Genomic DNA, 23584 nt, shown 5'->3' with positions numbered 1-23584 from the left:
TCAGTGCCCCCCTTCCGCGGCATGCGCCGCTGCGGCCACTTCCGCTTCGCGTTGTACCTCGCGCATGCGATTGGCGGCGTACAGGACCGCCTGCACAATATTCTGATAGCCCGTGCAACGGCAAATGACCCCTTCAAGCCCTTCCCGGACTTCTTCTTCCGTGGGGTTTGGATTTTGCTGCAGCAGTCCGACAGCGGCCATCATCACCCCGGGGGTGCAGTACCCGCACTGCAGGCCGTGACGTTCCCAAAAGCCCTCCTGAATGGGGTGAAGCTGCGCGATGTCGCCGAGGCCTTCTACAGTGGTCACCTGACGGCCTTCCGCTTGGACGGCGAGGACCGTACAGGACTTCACGGCATCCCCGTCCAACAGGACGGTGCAGGCGCCGCATTGGCTGGTGTCACACCCGATGTGTGTGCCCGTGAGTCCGAGCGCATCCCGCAGGAAATGGACGAGCAGTGTTCGCGGCTCGACTTGCCTCGTGACGGTTTGACCATTCACCGTGATGGCGACTGGGGAAGTCTGTTCGTTCAACCGATGCACCTCCTAGCGTACATAGAGACCCTGCCAACCCTCCAGCGTGGTGTGCAATGTAACCGTTTTCGAATTCGGCGTTCAAACAAGCCGCTGCCGGCCTGACCCCATGACGTGCCTGTGATGCGCAGGCGCCCGCCAAGTGTGCCAGCGAACGCTGGGTCACCTCCCTCGCCGCGGAGATCCGACGGGCGGATGGCCGCTGTCGGTCACGCGATGGTACAGATGTATGCCTCTGGGTGTCTGCCTATTATTGTAGGACAATTGTGTCTATTTTGGGAAGAGGCAGTCGGAAATCGCGTGTGGCACCATGGGCACCATCCGCCCGCGCGACCTGACTCAGCCTCCAATATGCGACATTTCGACTTTCGGACGTCTGGGCGTCGCCGCGCTGCGCAGTTCGGAGTATCTGTCCCGTCGATGCTCCCAAACGCCGCGAATGGCCGCGGCCAGTGCCTCGTCCGTTTGGTCCGACCGCAAAAGCGCACGCAGGTCGAACCCCGCGGTGCCAAACAAGCAGGTATACAACTGGCCCTCGGACGACAGGCGGGCGCGCGTACACCCCCCGCAGAACGGTTGGCTCACGGAGGAGATGAGGCCGATTTCGCCGCCGCCGTCCACGTACCGATAGCGTTTGGCCACCTCTCCCGGCCGTACCGGTGCAACCGGGACCAGCGGCCATTTGGCGCTGATCTGCGACAGAATGGTTTCCGATGGGACGACATCGTCGAGCCGCCAGCCGTTGCTGTTGCCGACGTCCATGAACTCGATGAACCGGACAATCACGCCGGTATGCCGAAAGCGTTCCGCCAGGTCGAGGACGCCATCGTCGTTGACACCCTTTTTCACCACGGTGTTCACTTTCACCGGCGACAGCCCGGCTTCGGCCGCAGCCTCAATGGCGGCCAACACCTTGGCGACTGGAAAGTGAACGTCGTTCATCTTCATGAAGACAGCATCATCGAGGGAATCCAGGCTGATGGAGATACGTTTGAGGCCGGCCGCCTTCAGGTCCGCCGCACGCTGGCGCGTCAGCAGGGAGCCGTTGGTGGTCAAGGCGATATCCTCGATGCCAGGTGTCTCTGCAATCATCGCGATCAGTTGGTCGAGGTCTCGGCGCAGCAGGGGTTCTCCCCCGGTGAGCCGGATTTTTTCCACGCCAAGAGACGCAAACACCCGAACGAGTCGGGTGATTTCTTCAAAACTTAACAACGCATGTTGCGGCAAAAAAGCGAAGTCCGGACCAAAAACTTCCCGCGGCATGCAGTATCGGCAGCGAAAATTGCAGCGATCGGTGACTGAGATGCGCAAGTCGCGAAGTGGTCGCTTGAGTCTGTCGAGCGGCATTGTCCGTCCCTCCCCGTACCGCCATTATATCGCACATGGCTGCGGCATAACATGGTTTGAAGAGATGTTCACGCCGGGAGGTGAGGTTGTGGCCGAGACCATGCCAAAGGTGCGTCCGCGCATCGGGATCGCGCTGAGCGGCGGCGCCCTGAAAGCGGCCGCACATGTGGGGGTGCTGAACGCCTTGGCGCGCATGGGGGTGGAAGCGGATTGTGTGGCGGGGACCAGCGCCGGGGCGCTGATTGCGGCCGCGTATGGGTATGGGCTGCGGGAAGGTGATTTTGAGCGGCTGATGCGAACGTTTCCTGGCCGCAAGCTGCTGGACTATGGATTTCCTGTGGCCTCCGCCCTCTGGTCCATGTGTCGGTCGCGCATCCTGGGCCACAGGCGCGGTGCCGTACCGCCGCTGCCCAACGGATTGATTCGCGGCCGCGTCCTTCGCAAGTTTGTGGGTGAGGTGCTGCGCAATCGGTCCGCCTGCATGCCCTGTTACATCATTGCCACCGACCTGCTCTCCGGAAAGCCGATTGTCTTCTCGAACGACTCGCAAGCGCAGGCGCGCGGCCTTGCCGCTGCGATTGGCGATGTGGCGGAAGCGGTCACGGCCAGCTGCTCCCTGCCGGGCGTCATGACGCCGGTGCAGCGGCCGCCTTGGCTACTCGCAGACGGCGCGTGCCGGCACTATGTGCCTGTGCGCGTGCTGCGGGAAGTGGGGTGTCAGAAAATCATTGCGGTGAACCTCTATCAGCTCGATGCGGACTGGACGCCGCACTCGTTTGTCCATGTGCTGTCGCGATCGATCGACATTCTGCTGCAGGAAACGGTCGATAACGATGTGGACGGCGGCGACTTGCTGGTGCTGACGCCCAACGTGGGGAAAATGACGTGGTTGTCGTTCGATGAGATTGAAACCGCGCTTGCGGCGGGTGAACGCGCCGTGGAAGAACAAAGAGGCGAGATTGAGGCGTTCCTGCGCGAGCCGAGCCCGCTTCCCCGGCATCACCGGGCGCCTCGGCTCCGCATCCAGTAACAGTCGGCGGGACTGCTCAGTGTGTTCGGCGGATTTGGGCGGTGTTGGCCCCTCATTGCCGCCGATTCGGGCTTGTCCAGCAAAAGAAGCATGTCCTGAACACGGGGATGGAACCCAGGGTTCGGACATGCTTCCTCGTACGGTGGACGAGAAGTCCAGGATGAACGTCAGCCGACCCAGACGTCGACCGCTTTGTCGTAGGACAACGCTTCATTGCCGAACCAGAGCGCGATCTCGCGGTCGGCGCTCTCCGGAGAATCGGAGCCATGGATGATGTTCATGCCGATGGTCAGGCCAAAGTCACCGCGAATGGTTCCCGGTGCAGATTCTGCTGGATTGGTCTTGCCCATCATCGTCCGCGCGACGGAAACTGCGTTTTCGCCTTCCCACACCATCGCAAACACGGGAGAAGACGTAATGAACTGAACGAGTTCACCAAAGAACGGGCGCTCCTTGTGTTCGGCGTAGTGCTGCTCGGCCAGCTGCTGCGAGACGCTCATCAATTTCGCGCCCACCAGCTTCAAGCCCTTGCGTTCAAAGCGGGATACGATTTCACCAATCAACCCGCGCTGCACGCCGTCTGGTTTCACCATTACGAAGGTCTTTTCAATCGCCACTGTTCCAACACTCCCTCTGAATTCCTGCATGCCTGATTCGTACAGGCCTGTGTCGTGATTAGTACATTCGTTGATTCACAAATCGGGCCACGGTCGCAAGGTCTTCCTGCAGCGGCCCTGCAGGCAGGCGGTGCAGCTGCACCATTGCCTTGTCCATGTACTGCCTCGCGAGCTGTTTCGCAAACGGAAGCCCGGACGAGGCGCGGACCAATTCAATCGACGTCTCCACATCATTTCGGCTCATGTTCGGGTGAATGCGCTGGCGCAGCTCATCGCCGACGGCGGGCTCCGTGGAGGCGTGCAGCGCCGGAAGCGTCAGATTCCCCTGGCGAAGGTCGCCCCCCACCGGCTTGCCCACGGTTTGTTCATCCGCCACAAAATCCAGGACATCATCCGTGATTTGAAACGCCATGCCCGTGAAGTAGCCGAACCGCCGCAGCACCCGCACCAGTTGCGGGTCTGCGCGGGATGCGGCCGCGCCCAGCGAACAGCTCACCGAAAACAGCAGCGCCGTCTTTCGCTCCACCCGCCGCAGGTAGCGCCGCAGGGACTGCCGCCAGTTGAACAGGTCCTGAATCTGTTCGATTTCCCCTTCGCACATTCTGACGATGGCCCCGGACAGTTCCAGGTGGATGTCCCGGTTTGGGATGTCGCTCAGCATCCGAATGGCTCGTCCGAACAGGAAATCTCCGGCGTACATGGCTGCCCGGTTCCCGTATTGCGCGCGGACGGTTGGCTTACCGCGGCGTGTCGCAGCGTCGTCGACGACGTCGTCATGCACCAGCGTCGCCATATGTATCAGTTCGACCGCGCCCGCCAGGACATGCAGCCAGTCCGGTCGGCCCGACCCGACCCGGCTGCACATCAAGGCGAACAACGGGCGAATTCGCTTGCCCCCGGCGCGAAGCAGGGACTCGTTGACCTCCGTCAACTGTGGGTTTTCAGAACGGACCTGCTGTTCGAGCAACGCTTCAACAGCCTCCAAATCCGGCTGATAGCGTTCAATGACTTCCTGCATCTCCATGCGTTGGCGAATCCTCCATTTTGCGGCCGACGTGCAGTGCCGCAATGCCGCCGGTCAAGGGGTAACTCCGAACCTCCGTCAGCCCGGCCTGTCGAAAAATCTCCTCCAGTTCCAGTCTCGGCGGAAAGTCGGTCAGTGATTCCGGCAGCCAGGCATACTGTTCTTTGGCGCCAGCGGCGAGTCCTCCGATCCACGGCAGGATGCGGTAAAAGTAAAAGTAATAAATCGCGCGAAACGGCGGCCATTCCGGCTTCGACAGTTCCAGGGACACCACTTGTCCGCCAGGCTTCACCACACGCGTCATTTCGCGAAGAACCGTTAAGACGTCCGGGACATTGCGCAGGGCAAACCCGATGGTGGCGAGGTCGAAGGCGTCGTCTGCGAACGGAAGGTCCATCGCGTCGCCTTGAATCCACTCCACGCGGTCCACCAGCGCTGGCTGCTTGTGCAGCTTGACATCGGCGACGTCCAGCATCTCCTTGGTGAAGTCGATCCCGATGACGTGCCCCGACGGCCCCACCGCCTTTGCCAGCGCCAGGGTCCAATCGCCGGTTCCAGCTGCGACGTCGAGCACGTCCGCGCCTTCGCGCAGGCGGATTTGCTGCATCGCAAAGCGCCGCCAGCGCTTGTGCTGCTGAAAGCTTAAAACAGAGTTCATCAGGTCGTAGCGCCGTGCAATTCTGGAAAACACACTGTGGACATGCTCAGCCTTGCTCACGCCGCTTTTCATCCGCGGTTGCCCTCCGCAAAGGTGTGCGTCTCCAGATTCTCGCGAATCGGGACGAAGTAATCCGCGACAAAGGCGGTCATCGGACGCAGCACCCGGCTGCCGGACGATGCGGAGACATTGATGACCTCGGTCAGCCAATCGTAGATTTGACGAACCGTGAAGTGGCGCGTCATGTCTGCTCCCTGCATGTCCTCATTCGCGACATAGGCCCTGACCAGGGAGTGAATGACCTCCAGCGCCTTTGGGTTGGCATCCAAAAAGTGCGTGGCGAGCGCGACCAACAGTGCGCCTTCGACGGTTTCCCGGAGTTCCAGGTAACGTTCGGGGGTGAGCGCTGCACCCTGCTGAACCAGCGTCATCTTCGCTTCATTGACGCGACAAACCGCATCGCTCAATGCTGCAATTAACGACAACTGACCCGCCCGGGCAAGCAGATGGTAGTACTGGCTGCTGTCGTAGTCGCCGGCCAGCACCAGGAGCTGTCTGCGGCGGTCCGGTTGCCCGTCGACTTCATCGTGAATGGACAGTCCTTGCTGCAGCAGCAACAGCGCCTCCAGAATCACTTGCGCCTTGGCAGCGGGCACATGCGCAATCTGAAGAATCGCCCGCCCGACACCAAAGTGGAACCTGCTGGTGGACTGGCGAATCTGATTGTCCGCAAGAAACGGATGGTGCATATACTGTTGTACCGCCGCGTCAACACTTTGAAAGTGAATCTGGTCCGCCTCGCTCATCCAGTCCGTTATCCTCCATCTTGTTCGCTCTCGTCCGGGGCGTCCGTCGGCATGACGTTTCGGAGACACCGTCATTATAGCACAGCGTGTCCGCCGCGCCGGGCGGCCGGACACGCAGGGTCAGCAGAACCGTCACTCCATCGTGTTGATGATGCCGTGCTTCGTATACAAGACAGCTTTCCCGCGGATTTTCATGGCCGAAGTGTGTTCAGTAAACTGTGCGATCATCACTTCTCCGCGGTCCAGTTTCTCCGTGTGATGGAATTTCGTTTCGGACCCTCTGGTCATTCCGATGACCTGCACACCGTTCTCCAGCGCTCGTATAATAAAGTATTCTCCTAACACTGTTGCATCTGACATCGGAATCGACTCCCCGTGACAAAGCGTATCAGAACTCATTTCTGGTCTTGCGCAGTGGTCTTACCATGCGCTGTTTCTTGTCAAGATTATGTACGCGGCGGTTCGCCTGCATTCGATGCGAACGAAAAACCAGCGTCTGCAACGCTGGTTCATTGGTCGGAATGCCGGGATTTGAACCCGGGACCTCTACCTCCCCAAGGTAGCGCGCTACCAGGCTGCGCTACATCCCGCTATTCACACGCGCATCTGCGATTATAAACGATTCACCGCAGAAGTGCAATCCATCTCTTTGCATCCACTTGGCATGGGCGGCTTTGAAACGGCGTGCATGTGCGTTCTGCCGGGCGGCGGGCCTGTGATGGTGCTGCTCAAAAACGATGGATGAATCCTGCCGCGCCGCGGCTGGCGGCGCAGCGGCCAGGCTCAGCGAATCCCTTCGCGCAGGGTCTTACCGGCTCGAAACGCGGGCACCCGGCTGGCGGCGATGTCGATGACCTCTCCGGTCTGCGGGTTACGGCCCTTGCGCGCAGCGCGCTCCCGAATCTCGAAGTTGCCAAAGCCGACGAGCTGCACTTTCTCCCCATTGGCCAGGGCTTCGGTGATGACCTCAAAGACGGCTTCGACGACTTCACTGGCATCTTTCCGGGACAGTTCTGTGCGTTCAGATACGGCTTGCACGAGCTCAGTCTTGTTCATCCACTGTTCACCTCACAGGTTTGTCATCCATGTCTCATCCATCTGACGGGTGTGCGGAACCTCAGATTCTGCGTCTAGCGAACCTCAGCTTCCTACCTCAGCTTCCTATGGATCTATTCACGTTGTTCTCCGCCCGGCGGAAATTTATACATGGTGAGCGGTTTTTTCACGCAGAAATCGCAGGTGCCGCGCGACACCTGCGATGTTTCTCCCTGCCGTGCAATTCATATCAGGCGCTGGTGAGAGGGTTACAAGATGATGGCAATCAGGCCGCCGCTGCCTTCGTTGATGATGCGCTGCAGCGTCTCTTTCAGCTTGTATTGGGCGTTTTCTGGCATCATCGACAGCTTTCCGGAGATACCCTCGCGGACGATGGCAGCCAGGGACTTCCCAAAGATGTCGCTTTCCCAGATTTTCAGCGGGTCTTTTTCGAAGTCCTGCATCAGGTACCGCACCAGTTCCTCCGACTGCTTTTCCGTACCGACAATCGGTGCGAATTCGGATTCCACGTCGACCCGGATCATGTGGATCGACGGCGCCGTTGCCTTCAAGCGGACGCCAAAGCGTGAACCTTGGCGAATCAGCTCCGGCTCGTCGAGCGTCATTTCCTCGAGCGCCGGCGGGGCGATGCCATAGCCGGTCAGCTTTACCATCTTCAGGGCTTCGGCCACTTTGTCATACTCGCGCTTCGCGTAAACGAATTCCTTCATCATCCGCAGCAGCTGATCACGGCCGGTGATTTGCACCCCGACCACTTCTGTCAGCACCTGGTCGTACAAGCTGTCGGGCGCCGACAGGTCAATCACGGCGACGCCCTGCCCCATGTCCATGTGGGACAATCCGGCGTAGGAGATAAAGTCGTAGTTTGTGAAGTTCGCCACCACGCGGTCAATGTCGCGAATGCGGCGGATATCCTGGATGGTCTCGCGCACGCAGGTCTGGAACGATTGACGCAGCCAGTGGTCCTCGTCCAGCACCATCACCCAGTTGGGCAGGTTGACGTTGACCTCCTTGACCGGGAATTCGTACAGGGCTTCACGCAGCACGACGTTGATCTCGTGTGATGTCAAGGTCGTGCACGACAGCGCGATACACGGCACATCGTACTTCTCCGCGAGCGCGGCGCGCAGGTCCTGCGCCCGTGGGTGCTCGGGGTTCGCCGAGTTCACGACAATGACGAACGGTTTGCCCAGTTCTTTTAACTCTTCCACCACTCGTTCTTCGGCTTCTACGTACCCTTCCCGCGGAATTTCGGCAATACTGCCGTCCGTCGTCACGACGATGCCGAGGGTGGAGTGGTCAGCGATGACTTTGCGGGTGCCAATTTCAGCGGCCTCTTGAAACGGAATCGGATCGTCAAACCACGGGGTGGTCACCATCCGCGGGCCGTTTTCGTCTTCATATCCACGTGCGCCGCTGACGGCGTAGCCGACGCAGTCAACGACTCGAACATTCACATCCAGGCCTTCTGCAACGCTGATTTCCACGGCCTGATTCGGAATGAATTTTGGTTCAGTCGTCATGATGGTGCGGCCGGCGGCGCTTTGAGGCAGTTCATCCGTCGCACGGACGCGATCGGCTTCCTCTTTGACGTTTGGCAGCACGATGAGCTCCATGAACTTCTTGATGAATGTGGATTTGCCGGTTCGCACAGGGCCAACTACGCCGAGGTAGATGTCGCCTCCCGTGCGTTCCGCGATGTCTTTAAATACGTCGAATTTTTCCACGCTTTCCCCTCCCTCAAATTGACCGGCGCAGATGACTTCGCCCGATATGCTCCCGAGAGCCGGCAAACCACCACGAACGTGACGGCCACAAGACTGTCCAATGAAAAATGACAGTACATATATATGCGTGGTGACTCGGGGTATGCAAAGGAGGAACCGCCGTCCCTGACATTTGCTATGTATATGTCCGAGCCGCTTCGATAGAACGAAAAAGCGCCCCCCACTGCTTCCTCGGTTCGTCAAACAGAACCGAATTGGCGTGAGAGGCGCCGGTAGCTTATAGCTTCACCTCAGCTGAACTGCAGGCGTCAATGACTGACTTCGCTAACCTTACCCTTCGGTAATCGCCCGATAGCCTTGTGCATCGAGCAGGGCGGACAATTCGTCCGCGTTGGACATTTCTACGACAATCATCCAGCCGTCCTCATAGGGGCTTTGGTTCACTTTCTCGGGCGCATCTTCCAGCGCCTGATTGACTTCCACAACCTTGCCGGAAACTGGCGCAAACAGGTCGGAGACGGTCTTTACGGACTCCACCGTACCGAATGTTTCACCCGCCGTGACTTGTGTGCCGACAGCAGGCAGTTCGACAAATACGATGTCGCCAAGCTCGTCCTGCGCAAAGTCCGTAATCCCTATGTATGCCTTGCTGCCCTCGACCCGAACCCATTCATGCTCCTTCGAGTACTTGAGATTGCCTGGCAATTCGCTCATTAGGCTCGTGCTCCCTTCCTGTCAATTCGCATCCAGTTTACCAAACATTCGTTTAGAAATCGATTTTCCAGGCGGGCGCAATGTCCGAAACGGCGATCTCCTCAATCTCGTGGTTTCTGGCCCGGCTCATCAATTCGCGCACCGCCTTGGCAGGGTCCATGTGCTCGAAGAGGATCCCGGCGAGCTTCTCCGTGATGGGCATTTCCACATTGTATTCGCGCGCGAGTTCGACAGTTGTTTGTGTGGTTGGCACGCCTTCCACGGCCATGCCCACCTCGGCAAGCGCTTCCTCCAGCCGCTTGCCCTGTCCAATCAGCCTGCCCGTGCGAAAGTTGCGGCTGTGCCGGCTGGTACAGGTGACAAACACGTCCCCAATGCCGGACAGCCCTGCGAAGGTCAGCAGCGATGCACCCATGCGCACGCCGAGGCGCGAGATTTCGGTCAGGCCCCGGGTGATGAGGGCTGCCTTGGCGTTGTCTCCAAACCCCAGTCCGTCCGCGACGCCCACGGCCAGCGCGATGATGTTTTTCAGCGTGCCGCCTAATTCGGCGCCGACCACATCAGGGTTCGTATAGACCCGCATGTACTGGTTCATCAGCGCGTCCTGAACAGCCTCGGCTGTCTGGCGGCAGTACGCCGCGCAGACGATGGTGGTCGGCATCTGCGCGACGACCTCTTCCGCGTGGCTGGGCCCGGCAATCACGCAAAGCCTGGATTCCGCGTCCGGCACCTCGCGTGCGATGACCTCGCTGACCCGTTGGCGCGTGGCGCGGTCAAACCCCTTCACGGCGTGCGCGATGAGCGCCCCGCGCGGCACGCGCAGCGCGATGTCGTGAATGACAGCCCCAATCGACGACGACGGCACACAGACCACGACCAGGCCCGCGCCGGCTGCGGCTGCATCCATCGAATCGGTGCTGTCGAGCGCCGCTGGCAGCGACGCGCCAGGGAGATACCGCTGGTTGGTATGTACATGGCGGATTTCGGCGGCGATCTTGGGATTTCGGGCCCACAACACGGTTTCATGTCCGTTTGCCGCAAACACAGACGCAAGCCCTGTCCCCCAACTTCCGGCGCCAAATACAGCAACTTTCATCGGATGACCGTCCCCTTTTGCGCCAAGGACGCTTTCAAACAAGCGGCCTAGATGCGTTTGCTGAAAATGCGATGCTCCTTGCCCTGAACCAGGCGGACGATGTTCTCTTGGTGGCGGTAGATGGATAATATCGCAACGATGGCTGTGAACACCACAGCACCCCAATGATGTCCGAGCAGGCCGCACAAAATCGGCGTCAGAATGACGAGGATCAAGGCACCGAGCGACACGAACCGCGTGACGAGGATGAGGATGAGCGCAACAATGCCTGCGAGCACCACCGGGATGGGGAACAACATGAGATAGACGCCGATGGTCGTGGCAATCCCCTTGCCGCCGCGAAAGCCGAAGAACACCGGCCAGTTATGCCCCACAATCGCGGCCAGCCCCGCGAGGTACATCGGCCAGAGGTGGCCCCCGGTTGCGATACGCGCGATTTCGACGGCGACAACGCCCTTCAGCGCGTCCACCACCAGCACAAACAGGCCCCACTTGACGCCGAGGACGCGAAGGGTGTTGGTGGCGCCCGCGTTGCCGCTGCCATGGTCGCGAATGTCAATGCGGGCCAGCCACCGCGTGAGGAGGGTACTGGTAGATATGGAGCCAATCAGATACGCGAGGAGTATACAGAGAACGATACGCATGAGATCCTCCCTGACGAAGAAATGAGCAAACGGTCAACCGGCGCCCCGGCCGTACGGGCCCATCCGGCTGGGCTCGGCCGGGGCGGCTTCACGTTATGACCGCTGCCGAGTGAGCAGTCGAATCGGCGTACCCTCAAATCCAAATGCGCCCCGCAGCTGGTTCTCCAGATACCGCTCATAGGAGAAATGCATCAGCTCAGGCTGGTTGACGAAAACTGCAAACGTCGGCGGTTTGACGGAAACCTGGGTTGCGTAGTAAATCCGCAGTTTTCTCCCTTTATCGGACGGCGGCGGAACCGAGAGAATCGCGTCCTGAATCACGGCATTCAAAGTGGAGGTTGAAATCCGCATCGCGTGCATGTCTGCCACTTCTCTCGCCAATGGCAGAATCTTATGGATCCGCTGTTTTGTCAAGGCCGAAACGAACAAAATGGGTGCCCAGCGCATGAACGGGAATTCGGCGCGCAGGGCCTGCTCAAACTCGTGCGCCGTTTTGTCGGTCTTTTGCACCGCGTCCCACTTGTTGACCAGAAATGCAATGGCCCTGCCTGCGTCCAGCGCGTACCCGGCGACCCGCTTGTCTTGTTCGGCGATTCCGCGTTCACCGTCGATCACGACGAACGTGACGTCCGCCCGCTCAATCGCGCGGAGCGCGCGCAGCACGCTGTACTTTTCGATTTCTTCGTACACCTTGCCGCGCCGGCGCAGCCCAGCCGTGTCAATCAGGACATACGATTGTCCGTCCGATTCAAGCGGAGTATCGACCGCATCTCGTGTCGTGCCAGCGACGTCGCTGACCATCACCCTGGATTCTCCGACCAGGGCGTTGACGAGCGAAGACTTGCCCACGTTTGGACGGCCGATGAGCGCGATGCGAATGGCATCGTCGTCCGGCTCATCCACTGTTTCGGGCGCAAGCTGCTCCGTGACCTTGTCGAGCAGGTCCCCGGTGCCGGCGCCGTGTTCTGCCGAGATGGCGACGGGATCGCCAAATCCGAGCTCATAAAACTCGTAGGCGAGCGCATGGTGCGTCGGGTGGTCGAGCTTGTTCACCCCAAGCACGATGGGCTTGCGCGATTTGCGCAGAATCTCCGCGACGTGGCGGTCGGTTGCGGTCAACCCTTCGTGACCATTGGTCAAAAAGACAATCACGTCGGCCTCGTCAATCGCCAGTTCGGCCTGAACGCGAATCAGGTTGACGATTTCGTCGCGGTCGTCCATTTCAATTCCGCCCGTATCAATCAAATGAAAGGTTCGTCCATTCCATTCGCACTTGCCGTAAATCCGGTCGCGCGTCACACCGGGTCGGTCCTCCACAATGGCGACGCGTTCGCCAATCAGGCGGTTGAACAGCGTAGACTTCCCTACGTTTGCCCGTCCCACAATGGCGACTACAGGAAGTGTCATAGCCTCTTCAATCCCCTACGCAAGATGACGTGCAGCCTGAAGTGTTGCCTCGTACCGCCGCCGCGGCGGCAGTGACTGCGTATAGCCCAGTGTACCGTACAACAGCCCCGTGGCGGTGGCCGGAACCACGGCGACTTCGACGGGCAGCTCTGCCCGCACGCGATCGACCGTGTAGTCATCCAGAAACACGTCTTCATCGTCCTTCAGCATGATGTCCGGCAGCAGCAGCGTGTCGATGTCCGCAAGTTGTCCTTGCAGCTGGCGGACGATATCCTGACCCGTCAGCAGCCCCGTGACGGTGACGTTGTGCCCGTAAAAGTCGTTGACCACCGGAAAGACTTTGACGGACAGTCCCCGCACGTCGTTCAGCCGCGCCAGGCTTTTGCGGATGGTCTGCTCCGCTGAGACACCCGTCACGATGCCGACCCGGCGCGTATCGGACGCGAGCTTGCGCGGCACCTGCGGCCAAATTTCCTCAAATTCGTCCAGAAATGTCCGAATCACACCGACGCCGTTTTCAGTCTGGGCAAAGTCGTCATAATGCGACGCTGGCGGCACTTCTGCGCCCGCCAGGACGTAGAACTCGTCAGCCGCGTGCACAAACGATGCGCCCAGTTCAGGCAGCAGTTTTTCCTGCCAGATCGCGATCTGCTCAATCACCCGTTTGGCTTCATCGGGGGTGCAGGCGCGCATCTTGTGCAGTCCGCGCCGGTGTTTGGTCAGGCCCACCGGAACGACCGACAACGTCCGCACGGCTGGAAAGTACGGGTACAGGTCGCGGATGGTGCGGTCCAGTTCTTCTCCGTCATTCCACTCCGGACACAGCACAACCTGAGTGTTCATTTCGATGTTGTGCGAGGCGAGAAAGGCGATTTGCCGAAGGATCTCGCCCGACCGTTTGTTCCCGAGCATCCGCACACGCAGCTCAGGATTCGTCGTGTGCACGGACACGTTCAGGGGAGACATTTTCAAGTCGACGATGCGCTGCAGTTCCTCATCCTTGACGTTGGTCAAGGTGACGAAATTGCCGTGGAGAAACGACAGCCGATAGTCGTCATCCCGGACGTTCAAGGTCTGGCGCATGTTGGTCGGGATTTGATCGACAAAGCAAAAGACACACTTGTTATGGCACAACTTGATGCGGTCGACGGTGGGGTGCTCCCACTCTACGCCGAGTCCTTCATCGTACGACTTTTCGACTTCCAGGACCCATTGTTCACCGTCCGCCTTTTTGACTTCAATCTCCAGCTCTTCAGCGGCGAGGGCAAACTGTAAATCCACAATATCTTTCACGGGTTGTCCGTTGATTGTCACAATCTCGTCACCAGCGGCCAGCTCCAGTTCCTCTGCCAGAGACCCTGGGTGGACGGTGCGAATGCGCGGCACTCGAATTCACTCCTATTGGTACAGCGTTCATGATACTGCGTTCCTGGTTCTGCGTTCATCGATACGAACTCATTCACTCATTATGCTCCATAACGGGGCGCCGCGTCAAACGAGCGGCAGTTTGTTCCACCGCCTGCCCAGGGTGCTTCCGCCCCGCCCTTTGGCGATGGATGCAGACTTTTGCGAAATCGAACAGGAGTGTCGTCGCTGCGCCCATCCAGAAGGCGTCCATTTGGGATATCCAAGTTCGTGCCAGCAGCGCCGCGCCCGCAGCCCACCCAGCTTGATGCGCTTGCACCAGCAGCTGCCACGGGAGGCTCGAGAGGCACATTGCCAGCAAACTCTCTGGCAGGTTGTCGGTGAACACAACGGCCACCAGTGCAGCGGCACACGCTGCGACGGGCAGCGTCCAGTCGACGGGCAGATGTGCGAACAACAGCCAGTCATTTGCCCGCTGGCGAAGCCCCCAGGTGACGAAGCCGATCCAAAAGACCAGCGCAATGCGCCGCGGTGTGTGAAGCGATGCCGCGAAGGTGGCTGCCCCGACCCCCAGCGCCAAGCCGACGAACGCCCATGCACCCGCTGTTGAACTCGGGTACAGAACGTACGCACCCACCCACACGCAGGCAAGGCTGGCGACGAGGCGCAGGGTTCGCATCATCCGGGGACTCACATCTGTACCCGGTCCGGAGAACGGAACCTGACGCCGAACTTGACAGGCAAACACCGTCGCCATGCCGCCCAAGAGCGACGGATAAAGCGACTGCATTGTACACCTCCTCCACCCAGCGCGGGGATTGACAACTGTCATTGATTGTGCCCGCAAATCGCGGTTTCTACGCGAAAAAACGGCCGCGAACGCACGTCGCGGCCAAGTTGATGGATGTCATTTGAACGGCGGAAGCAAAAGGCGCTTTGTTCAGCGTCTGAACAAGTCCCCGAACAGGTCGCCCAGTGTCGCGCCCGTCCCGCCGCTGTTGTCCTGCTTCTCGAAATACTTCTGCACATCGTTGCGCCCGCCGGAGCTGCGTTCACGCGGGCGGTCGGGCGCAGCTTCCTTGATGGACAGCGAGATGCGCCGGCGCTCCGGCTCGATGCCGAGGATTTTGACTTCAACCGTCTGTCCTTCCTCGAGGACATCGCTCGGTGTTGCGACATGCTGGTGCGCAATTTGCGAAACATGCACCAAGCCTTCCAGGCCAGGCTTGATTTCAACAAAGGCGCCAAAGTCCGTCAAACGCCGGACGGTGCCGGTGACCACTTGACCCGGGCGGAGGTCATCCACCGCTGTCTCCCACGGACTGGGGGTCGCTTCCTTGATGGACAAGGAAACCTTGCCAGCATCGGGATCGACCTTGAGGATTTTCACGCGCACCGGGTCGCCTTCCTTCAAGACGTCCGACGGATGGTCGATGTGGTGCCACGCGATTTCTGAGATGTGAACCAGTCCGTCCACACCGCCGATATCGACAAACGCGCCGAAATTCGTCAACCGCTGAACCGTGCCTTCCACCAGCACGCCGGGTGTCAGGCGCTGCAGAATCTCTTGTTCGTGCTCCCGGCGCTCATCCTCCAGCACGGCTTTGCGGGACAAAATCAGCTTGTTGTTCTCTGGGTCAATTTCCACCACCCGGACGCGGACGGTCTTGCCTTTGAAGTCATCGAGGTTTTCGACAAACTGCCAGTCCACGAGCGATGCCGGAATAAACCCGCGTACGCCGACGTCGGTGACGAGGCCGCCTTTGACCACATCCTGAATCACGACGTCAAACGCTTCCTGACTGTCGTAGAGCGCCTGCAGGCGTTCCCAGGCGCCGGCGGCCTCCGCTTCGCGTTTGGACAGGACGACAATCCCCGCCTCGTCGTCGGTTTTCAAGACAACGGCGCGGACTTCATCGCCCTCCTGCACCACCTGGTTTGGGTGCTCAATATGCAAGACGGAAAGTTCACGAATTGGGATGATTCCCTCATATTTATAACCAATGTCAACCGACACCTTCTTGTCGTCGACGCTGATCACTTTCCCGGTAACAATGTCACCTTCTTGCACTACGCTTGTCTCCATCGTTTCCTGAAAATCCTCTGCCATAGACACATTCCTCCTGCACCGATAAGTTGTTGGTCACTGGGGCAGCTCATGGACTCTGCAGCGTGTGGACGTTGGGAATCCGAGCTAATACAAACATTCGTAACCAACTTTCAGTGTATGTACCGTCGCAGCCACATCAGACCCATGAACAGTGCGATTGCGCCTGGAACAAACAGAACGGCCGCGATCGACACGGGGATGGTTCCCGCCTGGTACATCACGCCAACCAACAACACGTAGCTTAACAGTAGTATGGAGTATCGACGAAATCTCGATGCGACAAATTGGCCGGTTGGGGTTGGTTTACCATTGAACTCGGTGGATTTCCCCCCGTGCCCGTCTGTCCGGGAAGCAATCGCCTTTGCGATAACGAACGCGTAGATGCATGCGCCCGCAACCAGGACGAGATACACCACCAAATCCATGAACCATTGCTCTGCGTTCAACGGGCGTGCCCCCTGTCAAGGAGGGCCTGAATCCTCGGCATCAACTCGCCCAAGAGCGCCTCGTTGCTCTGCGCCGCATCGGGCTGCAGCGGCGGCCCAAAGCGGACGGTGAGCGGGCCTCGAAAGCGGTAGGGCCCAATCACCGCGGCGGGCACAATCATGCAGCCAGCTCGCTTGGCGATCATCGCAACCCCTGGCATGCCCTTCCCCAGCTGCCCCGTCCTCGACCGATGTCCCTCCGGGAAAATCACCAGACACTGGCCTGCTGCCGTCACAGCGAAGGCGTGTTTGATGGCAGCTCGGTCGCCGATGCCCCGGCGCACGGGAAAGGCGCCGAAAAACTTGAGAAAGCTTGCGACCGGCTTGATGCGAAACAACTCTTCCTTCGCCATGAAGTGCACAAACCTCGGTGTGCTGGCACCCAGCATAATCGGGTCAAAGTTGTGAATGTGGTTGCAAGCCACAATCACAGGGCCCGTTTTCGGGATGAACTCTTGTCCTTCGACGCGCCAGCGGAATACGCCGTGGATAAGCGCCAAACCGACGGCCCGGGCCAGCCGATAGAGTGGATGACGAAAGTGATCACGAACGTCAGCCATGCAGCACCTGCCTCGCGATGGAGAGAATTTCGTCGGCCACGTCTTCGACGCTCTTGCCCGTCGAGTCAACGACAATCGCATCTGGCGCCTGGCGGAGCGGCGCGACGGGACGTGACGCGTCCCGAGCGTCGCGTTCAGCCATCGTGGCCCGCAGTTCCTGATAATCGACGCAAAACCCCTGGCCTTCCATTTCACTCAGGCGGCGTCTGGCGCGTTCATCGAGATCGGCAGTGAGAAAGATTTTGACGTCCGCATCCGGCATCACCACCGTGCCGATGTCCCGTCCGTCCATCACCACCGACTCGTGCCGGCTGAAGTCCCGCTGCAGCGCGGTCAGGATGTCCCGCACCGCTGGATGGGCTGACAATTCGGATACCATGCCGGACACGGCCGGGGAGCGTAACTCCTGGGTAATCACGCGTCCGTCTGCGAGGATATCCACTGTGTCGTGCTCGCTGCGTCCGCAGGTTAAGGGATGCTCACGCAGCATGGCCACCAGGCCCGCCTCATCTGAAGGAGACACACCATACGTCTGCGCAAGCCAGGCGACACCGCGGTACATGGCGCCCGTGTCGACATAAAGAATCCCCAGCCGTTTGGCAACTGTCCGGGCGACGGTGCTCTTGCCAGCTCCAGCAGGTCCATCGATCGCGATGCGTACGTGATTCATGGTTTGATTTTCCTCCGAAGAAGATGGATTCTTGCCCTGCAACAATAAAAAGCAGGCCGTTTAGCCCGCTTTCGGAGTGCGTAGTGAAAACATCCGCTGGAAACTGGTGCAATTCCGTTGCTTCGAGAAAGCGGCCCGACGCAGAACGACACCTTCATACTAGCATAGGGCATCAGAAAGTGGCAACTTCATGCGGGTCATGATTCATGCGGTTTTGCCGGGCGTCACTCACTGAAAAAGCGAACGTTCGGTAAATCTAGTGAAGGGTCATCCTTTGTCAATGAATAACTCATGCCTGGAAGTGGATAGGCCAGGTTGGGGTCGTTGTCGTCGACCTCAATGTCCACGGCGCCGCCGGTCTTGGAACGCACGAATTCGATTTGATCGTTCGGATGGACGGTCAGGTGGAGGGACGGGCTGGTAAAGCTGCCTGCGTACTTGCCGTTCACGAGCACGCGGACGTCAGGGCGCGGACCGGTGTCTGGTGACAGGTACAACGTGATGCTTGCCGATTCGGAGCCTCCCGCGCTGGACGCGGCTGCAGGCGTTACCTGCACAAAGCGGCCCGCCAGCGCGTCAACATGGTGACGTACGGCAGGGATGGCCGTGAGCATTTGAACGCCGACCAGCACAGACAGTACGCCGAACGCAGACGGCACCAGCATGCGATCGACCCACTCTGTCCCCTGTAACCACTGCACATCTTCGGAACGCCTGCTGTCAGACATCGTACATCCCTCCGCTGCTATCCTATGCAGACAAGCAGCGTTCCATGTCGAGCAGAGGCTACTTGGATAAACTGGCCAGAATCTGGCGCTGCCGATAGAATGTATACTGAATCACGCGCTGGCGCAATTTCTCATCCATATTGACAAACCTGCAAGAAACAATGGCATAGCCGTGATCGTTCCGAGCCCCGACGCGGACCACCCGCGCTGGCGTGGTGACTGTAAATTGGTTCGGGGGCAGTTGAAAGGTCAGGACCAGGTCGGTCCCCGCCGACAGGTGAAGTGTGGGCGGCACGCGAAGCGACAAGCCTCCCCCGCTCAAATCCTGCGTGTACACTTCGTGCGCATCGGCATTCGGCGCCATCGAGACCTGCACCGGCAAATCGGCTGGCACGCGCACAAACTCCCGGCGCTGTTCGCGAATGATATCTTTTTGTTCCGGCACGGGAATGCGCCACGTCGGCCGGCCGTTGAGGGGTTCCTGCAGCAAGAGCTCGCTGCGAAACTTGCAAAGCGCGCCGTCGCGCGCGTGAAATTCAACCCACAAGGCTGTGCCTGGGGCTACGGTGGGTGGAGTTTCGGCTGCTTCCGATTCCTCTTCGGCTTTCGGCAAACTGGGAACGTCAATGCGTATGAATTCCGGTGTCAGGTCGAGCATTCTGGAGATCAACACCGTGTGACCTTCGTCCTCGGTGTGAACGCGAAGGACTTGTCCGATGGCAGGCAATGGCATGCGCGCACCTCCGATGTCGTATGCCACCATTATATGGTCAACGAAATCAATCGAAAAGGGGATGACCCCCTTTTCGACAAATTCCGATTGGACGGACGGTCACGTGCGTGACATGCTGGCTTGTGGAGGAAAAACGCCGTTCGCTACAGGTGGTTCGTCAACTGCGTGTTGCGCATTTCCTGGCCCGAGTTCGCGTTCATCAGAATCTGGTACGACTCGCCGTGGCTGGTGCCGTAGAACGCCACTGCAGGCTGCGCCTGCTGGTTGGTGTCAAACGCGATGACCGGCTCCTCTTCCCGCACGCGAAACGCTGGGCTCAGCCGCTTTTCCAGCTGCTGCGCCGTGTACCGCCGAGCGGGTACAGCCGTCATCGGATGCGCGTAGTACGGTGTCGCCTCATAGCCCACGACCTTGCCCGTATCGAGGGCGATTTGAAGCGTGATGGTCCGGTCAATCACGGGCGTGCCCCGGTATGTCGGGGAAAGCGTGACATACAGCGTATGGTCGAAGCGGCTGGTGGAAGCGGGTACAAACGCTCCGTATCCGCGCTGTTTCAGCCAAGCAGCGGCCTTTTGTTCCGCCTGGACCACATCGATGTTGGTTTTGGACCCGATGGTTTGGTTCAGGTGGAACGTCAGGACATGTCCGCCTCGCTGCGTGACTTTCCCGTATACGTTCCCGGCCGGGGTTTGCCCGCTGACAAAGTACACGGGCGGATTTGCCCCTGCTTTACTCGGTGCCGCCTGCCACGGCTTGGACTGCGTCCAGCCGGTCAACTGGGCCATGGTGCGGACGGCCTCCTGGCTGGTGATGCGCGGACCCGTCACCATTGGTTTGGTCGGCGCGGCGGCAGCACTGGCCTGATTCCATTTGGCCGCCGCGGCGTCCAGGTTTTTCAGTCCGTCGACGAAGGTCTGCCGCGTATGGGCGCTCGTCGCATTGCCGACAAACGCGCCGGTGCCGGGTGTACTTCCGGCTGCGCCGCTGACAGGCCTCGCCCATGGCAGACTGGACTTGTTCAAGCCGAGCGTCTCCACCCAAGAAGCCGTCGCAGTGCCGACACTAGGCTGCAGCTGCTGCAATTTCTTCACCAGGGTGCCCGTGTTGCCAAAGTCCGTGTCCAACTGCGCACGCGCCTTGGCATTGGGCGTTGGATTCGTCAGCAGCTGCGTCCTCGCATAGGCGCCCACGTGGGACGTGAACGTCTTGATTTGCCCATCCGGCAGGACATTGACCGGAATGCGGGACAGCTCGGCATCCGCGGCGTCGCTGAAGCGAGCGATGTTTTGCAGTCTTGTCCGATACGTCGCCGCATCCCCCGTCACGATGGCCTTGCCCAATTCGTTGTGAAGCTGTTCAAGATCCGACACAAAGGCTTGGTACGCGCCGTTGTAGGTGTTTTCCAAGTGGACCGCCATCGCTTGGCGCTGCTGGTGCTGGTCGTAACCCCACCACCCGGTTCCTGCTCCAACGACCACCAGGGCAACAATGGGAAGCGCGATCCAGGTCGTACGATGGATTCTCATGTTCATCCCTCCAGGGGTCTTGTGATCTAGGAACTGCAGAAAATATGGTGCCCGATGGTGACGATTTCTGGTTTCGACCAAATCCAGGGACTTGTCGCTGTTGCCGGATCAAAGTAATAGGTCGCTCCGTGTGAAGGGTCCCATCCCTCGACAGCGTCCATGACGGCCTCCTTCGCCTGTGCATTGGGGGTCAGATTGATTTGACCGTCCTGAACCGAGGTGAAGGCCAACGGCTGATAAATGATGCCTGCGACGGTGTGTGGAAACTTGCTCGGGTCCTTCAAGCGGTTCAGGATGACAGCCGCAACGGCAACTTGTCCCTCGAACGGTTCGCCGCGCGCTTCCGCGTACACCACATGTGCCATTAACGACAAGTCACTCTGGCTCAATCCGCCAGCCGTGCTCGGCAGTGCGTCCGCCGCTGCGGCCGAACCCGCGGCACTGCTGCCGCCGCTGGACGCGCTTTGGTTGGCGCTGGAACTGGAAGATCCCGATGCACCCGCCGGCCGATAGTGCCAGCCCTTCGTGGCGGCGACCAGTTTCTGCCGGGTCTTCAAGTCGACAATCCCCGTCGCCCGGCCCATGAAGTTGTATTGAAAGTCCCGCACGGCCCAGTACGTGTCCCAGCCAAAATCGCCGTCAATTTTGCCGTGATAATACCCCAGAAATCCCAGCCTGGCCTGCAGTTCGTCGACGTTGTAGCCGCGACTGCCCACCGTCAGCGTCTCCATGGTAAACGCGTTGACCGGCGGAGGTCCCGCTGCGAACGTTACGACCAAAGCCGCCAAGCAGCCGGTTATCGCCCCTATAAACCGTCTTCCACGTCTCATCGTCGGTGCTGCGCCTCCTGTCCTGAGTAGGATCATTCGGGAATCACCGCTATTTTGCCATCCGTAAAATAGAAATATGCCTGTCCCATGGACAGGCATATCGCGCATCGATATGGCAGAAATTCCTGAGCTTCAATGCAGAGGTTCTACGTCAAAGTCCTCTTCATTGTCGCACAAACACCGCTTAAAGCCGGTCTCAATGTGCCCTTTTGGATCCCGTACCCCGCGGAGAATGAACGTTTCTCCACACTTGCGGCAGCGAATGTGAACCTTGATTCGTTGGTGCGGCACTGCCATATCATCGCTCACTCCTTGAGGCATGAGTGTTTCCGACCGCATTATCAGAGTACCCCCTAGTCACTTGGGTAAATCATCTTTACAGGATGGTCGGCACGTTCCGTAGATAAACTTTCCAGTGCCAAATAATCCATTCGCCGCAGGCGAAAAATTTCCTGCCTGTCTGTCTACACCCATCCTCGCAGCCTGACCGCGTCCGCAACGCGCCGAATGCCAACGATGTACGCAGCCAGCCGCGGATTCACCCGATATTGTGCAGAAGCCTTCAAAATCGCGGCGACACTGCGTTCCACCACGGATTTCAGCCTCGCGTTCACTTCTTCGTTGGTCCAGTAAAATCCTTGTTTATTTTGCACCCACTCGAAGTACGCGACAATGACTTCACCGGAGTTTGCGACCATGTCTGGAACGACCAGTGTGCCTTGATCATGAAGCAGCTGTGTCGCAGCCTGCGTCACTGCGCCATTGACGGCTTCTACAACAATCGAGGCCTGAACGCGGCTTGCGTTTGTTTCGATCACCTGGTTTTCCGTTGCCGACAAAATCAGCAAATCGCACGGACGCTCCAGCAGTTCCCGGTTGGAAATCGTGTTGCGAAACAGCTTCGTCACGGTGCCGAATGAATCCCTGCGTTCCAACAAGTCTTCGATATCCAGTCCGGCTTCGTCGTACAGGGCTGCGTAGGCATCCGAAATGCCGACAATCAGCGCCCCGGCATCCGCCAGAAATTTGGCCAAATAGCTGCCTGCGTTGCCGAATCCCTGAATCACAACCTTGCACCCCTCGATGGGGATGTGTTTGGTGGTCAACACGCGGTCGATGCACATCGCGATCCCGTTGGCGGTCGCTGCTTCACGCCCTCTGGTTCCCCCCAGAACAGCGGGTTTCCCCGTGATAAACCCTGGCGAATCAAATTCGCGCAAATGGGCGTATTCATCCAGCATCCACGACATCGTCTGAGCGTTGCTGAAGATGTCCGGCGCTGGGATGTCTTTGGATGGGCCGACAATTTGGCTGACCGCGCGAACAAAGCCGCGGCTCACGCGTTCGATTTCCGGAAACGACATTTCCCGCGGGTCACAGACAATCGCACCCTTCCCGCCGCCGTACGGGACGTCCGCGATGCCGCACTTGATGGTCATCGCCAACGCCAGGGCTTTGACGTCATTCTCTGTCACGTCCGGGTGCAGACGAATGCCGCCCTTGGTGGGTCCGACCGCGTCGTTGTGCTGGACCCGATAGCCAGTAAAGACCCGGACCGAACCGTCGTCCATCCGGACTGGAAAGCGGACCGTCAAGGTGCGAAGGGGTTCCTTTAAAACCTCGTACATGGCGTTGTCGTATCCCAGCCGTTCCAGTGCCTGCGCAATCAGGTCCTGTGTATCGATCAGCAGATTCGCGTGGGAATCTGTCGCTGCACTGTGCTCTGGTTCTGTAGACATTCCGGATTCGGTATTCACAGAGTCCCTCCGTACATTGAGTCATTTTCCAGATTTACAAATCCTTGCGTGCGGACAACGTGCCGTAAAACCGCATTCAGTATACAACGAAGTTTTTTCACTGCAAAGTCCGCGTTCCGGAATGAAATGCCGGGGATGGGCTCGTGCGGTCGGTGGAAAA

Annotated in this window: 25 protein-coding genes and 1 tRNA gene; 1 reads left to right on the top strand and 25 read right to left on the bottom strand. The window is 59.2% G+C overall.

The window, feature by feature from the left end:
• Together JI721_RS16265 and moaA are read right to left on the bottom strand one after the other, a co-directional pair.
• Positions 1-534, bottom strand: coding sequence for a (2Fe-2S)-binding protein (locus JI721_RS16265; RefSeq protein WP_274455900.1), 534 nt, complete (start codon positions 532-534; stop codon positions 1-3).
• A 339-nt stretch (positions 535-873) separates the two neighbouring features.
• A complete protein-coding gene (gene moaA, locus JI721_RS16260; protein ID WP_274455899.1) occupies positions 874-1881 on the bottom strand; it encodes a GTP 3',8-cyclase MoaA in 1008 nt (335 codons plus the stop codon).
• Positions 1882-1969: 88 nt separating this feature from the next.
• Between moaA and JI721_RS16255 the strand changes: the two genes are divergently transcribed.
• The gene (locus JI721_RS16255; RefSeq protein WP_274455898.1) at positions 1970-2911 is read left to right on the top strand and encodes a patatin-like phospholipase family protein; all 942 of its coding nucleotides are present in this window, start codon (positions 1970-1972) and stop codon (positions 2909-2911) included.
• A 167-nt stretch (positions 2912-3078) separates the two neighbouring features.
• Here the strand turns inward: JI721_RS16255 and ndk are convergent, their stop codons facing one another.
• The 23 genes from ndk to JI721_RS16135 form a co-directional block, all read right to left on the bottom strand.
• Complete coding sequence (ndk, locus tag JI721_RS16250) at positions 3079-3522, bottom strand: nucleoside-diphosphate kinase (protein ID WP_274457911.1); 444 nt, start codon at positions 3520-3522, stop codon at positions 3079-3081.
• Between the two features lie 64 nt (positions 3523-3586).
• Positions 3587-4552 carry a polyprenyl synthetase family protein gene (locus JI721_RS16245; protein ID WP_274455897.1) on the bottom strand — a complete coding sequence of 322 codons (966 nt, stop codon included), beginning with the start codon at positions 4550-4552 and terminating at the stop codon, positions 3587-3589.
• The gene (locus JI721_RS16240) at positions 4530-5282 is read right to left on the bottom strand and encodes a demethylmenaquinone methyltransferase (protein ID WP_274455896.1); all 753 of its coding nucleotides are present in this window, start codon (positions 5280-5282) and stop codon (positions 4530-4532) included. Before JI721_RS16240 ends, JI721_RS16245 begins: the two co-directional genes overlap by 23 nt.
• Positions 5279-6016: a heptaprenyl diphosphate synthase component 1 gene (locus JI721_RS16235; RefSeq protein ID WP_274455895.1), complete on the bottom strand. Its 738-nt coding sequence runs from the start codon at positions 6014-6016 to the stop codon at positions 5279-5281. Before JI721_RS16235 ends, JI721_RS16240 begins: the two co-directional genes overlap by 4 nt.
• Before the next feature lie 132 nt (positions 6017-6148).
• Positions 6149-6376: a trp RNA-binding attenuation protein MtrB gene (gene mtrB, locus JI721_RS16230; protein ID WP_274455894.1), complete on the bottom strand. Its 228-nt coding sequence runs from the start codon at positions 6374-6376 to the stop codon at positions 6149-6151.
• A gap of 153 nt (positions 6377-6529) precedes the next feature.
• Positions 6530-6606 (bottom strand) — tRNA-Pro (locus tag JI721_RS16225).
• Between the two features lie 193 nt (positions 6607-6799).
• A complete protein-coding gene (locus JI721_RS16220; RefSeq protein WP_274455893.1) occupies positions 6800-7072 on the bottom strand; it encodes an HU family DNA-binding protein in 273 nt (90 codons plus the stop codon).
• A 248-nt stretch (positions 7073-7320) separates the two neighbouring features.
• Complete coding sequence (gene spoIVA / locus JI721_RS16215; RefSeq protein ID WP_274455892.1) at positions 7321-8799, bottom strand: stage IV sporulation protein A; 1479 nt, start codon at positions 8797-8799, stop codon at positions 7321-7323.
• 330 nt (positions 8800-9129) lie between these two features.
• The gene (gene gcvH, locus JI721_RS16210; protein WP_274455891.1) at positions 9130-9513 is read right to left on the bottom strand and encodes a glycine cleavage system protein GcvH; all 384 of its coding nucleotides are present in this window, start codon (positions 9511-9513) and stop codon (positions 9130-9132) included.
• Between the two features lie 52 nt (positions 9514-9565).
• Positions 9566-10609: an NAD(P)H-dependent glycerol-3-phosphate dehydrogenase gene (locus tag JI721_RS16205; protein ID WP_274455890.1), complete on the bottom strand. Its 1044-nt coding sequence runs from the start codon at positions 10607-10609 to the stop codon at positions 9566-9568.
• A 47-nt stretch (positions 10610-10656) separates the two neighbouring features.
• Positions 10657-11253, bottom strand: a complete 597-nt coding sequence (gene plsY, locus JI721_RS16200; protein WP_274455889.1) for a glycerol-3-phosphate 1-O-acyltransferase PlsY — start codon at positions 11251-11253, stop codon at positions 10657-10659.
• 93 nt (positions 11254-11346) lie between these two features.
• Entirely contained in the window at positions 11347-12660 is a 1314-nt protein-coding gene (gene der, locus JI721_RS16195; RefSeq protein WP_274455888.1) for a ribosome biogenesis GTPase Der, read from the bottom strand.
• 15 nt (positions 12661-12675) lie between these two features.
• Positions 12676-14046, bottom strand: coding sequence for a DUF512 domain-containing protein (locus JI721_RS16190; RefSeq protein WP_274455887.1), 1371 nt, complete (start codon positions 14044-14046; stop codon positions 12676-12678).
• 73 nt (positions 14047-14119) lie between these two features.
• Positions 14120-14815, bottom strand: coding sequence for a hypothetical protein (locus JI721_RS16185; RefSeq protein ID WP_274455886.1), 696 nt, complete (start codon positions 14813-14815; stop codon positions 14120-14122).
• A gap of 150 nt (positions 14816-14965) precedes the next feature.
• Positions 14966-16135: a 30S ribosomal protein S1 gene (gene rpsA / locus JI721_RS16180; protein WP_274455885.1), complete on the bottom strand. Its 1170-nt coding sequence runs from the start codon at positions 16133-16135 to the stop codon at positions 14966-14968.
• 110 nt (positions 16136-16245) lie between these two features.
• Positions 16246-16581: a hypothetical protein gene (locus JI721_RS16175; protein ID WP_274455884.1), complete on the bottom strand. Its 336-nt coding sequence runs from the start codon at positions 16579-16581 to the stop codon at positions 16246-16248.
• Positions 16578-17180 (bottom strand): lysophospholipid acyltransferase family protein, encoded by a 603-nt coding sequence (locus tag JI721_RS16170; protein ID WP_274455883.1) that lies wholly within the window; start codon positions 17178-17180, stop codon positions 16578-16580. The genes JI721_RS16175 and JI721_RS16170 overlap by 4 nt, the downstream gene beginning before the upstream one ends.
• Positions 17173-17850, bottom strand: coding sequence for a (d)CMP kinase (gene cmk / locus JI721_RS16165; protein ID WP_274455882.1), 678 nt, complete (start codon positions 17848-17850; stop codon positions 17173-17175). The genes JI721_RS16170 and cmk overlap by 8 nt, the downstream gene beginning before the upstream one ends.
• A 224-nt stretch (positions 17851-18074) precedes the next feature.
• Positions 18075-18578, bottom strand: coding sequence for a hypothetical protein (locus JI721_RS16160; RefSeq protein WP_274455881.1), 504 nt, complete (start codon positions 18576-18578; stop codon positions 18075-18077).
• 58 nt (positions 18579-18636) lie between these two features.
• Positions 18637-19311, bottom strand: a complete 675-nt coding sequence (locus JI721_RS16155) for a flagellar brake protein (protein ID WP_274455880.1) — start codon at positions 19309-19311, stop codon at positions 18637-18639.
• Between the two features lie 143 nt (positions 19312-19454).
• Positions 19455-20837, bottom strand: coding sequence for a PepSY1/2 domain-containing protein (locus JI721_RS16150; RefSeq protein ID WP_274455879.1), 1383 nt, complete (start codon positions 20835-20837; stop codon positions 19455-19457).
• A gap of 26 nt (positions 20838-20863) precedes the next feature.
• Complete coding sequence (gene sleB, locus JI721_RS16145; RefSeq protein ID WP_274455878.1) at positions 20864-21667, bottom strand: spore cortex-lytic enzyme; 804 nt, start codon at positions 21665-21667, stop codon at positions 20864-20866.
• A gap of 464 nt (positions 21668-22131) precedes the next feature.
• The gene (locus JI721_RS16135; protein WP_407654048.1) at positions 22132-23424 is read right to left on the bottom strand and encodes a Glu/Leu/Phe/Val family dehydrogenase; all 1293 of its coding nucleotides are present in this window, start codon (positions 23422-23424) and stop codon (positions 22132-22134) included.
• Positions 23425-23584 lie beyond the last annotated feature (160 nt).

The sequence above is a fragment of the Alicyclobacillus cycloheptanicus genome, from assembly GCF_028751525.1.
Taxonomy (GTDB): Bacteria; Bacillota; Bacilli; order Alicyclobacillales; family Alicyclobacillaceae; genus Alicyclobacillus_L; species Alicyclobacillus_L cycloheptanicus.
Note: the sequence above shows the minus strand (reverse complement) of the source record. Positions and strands in the feature narration are given on the sequence as shown.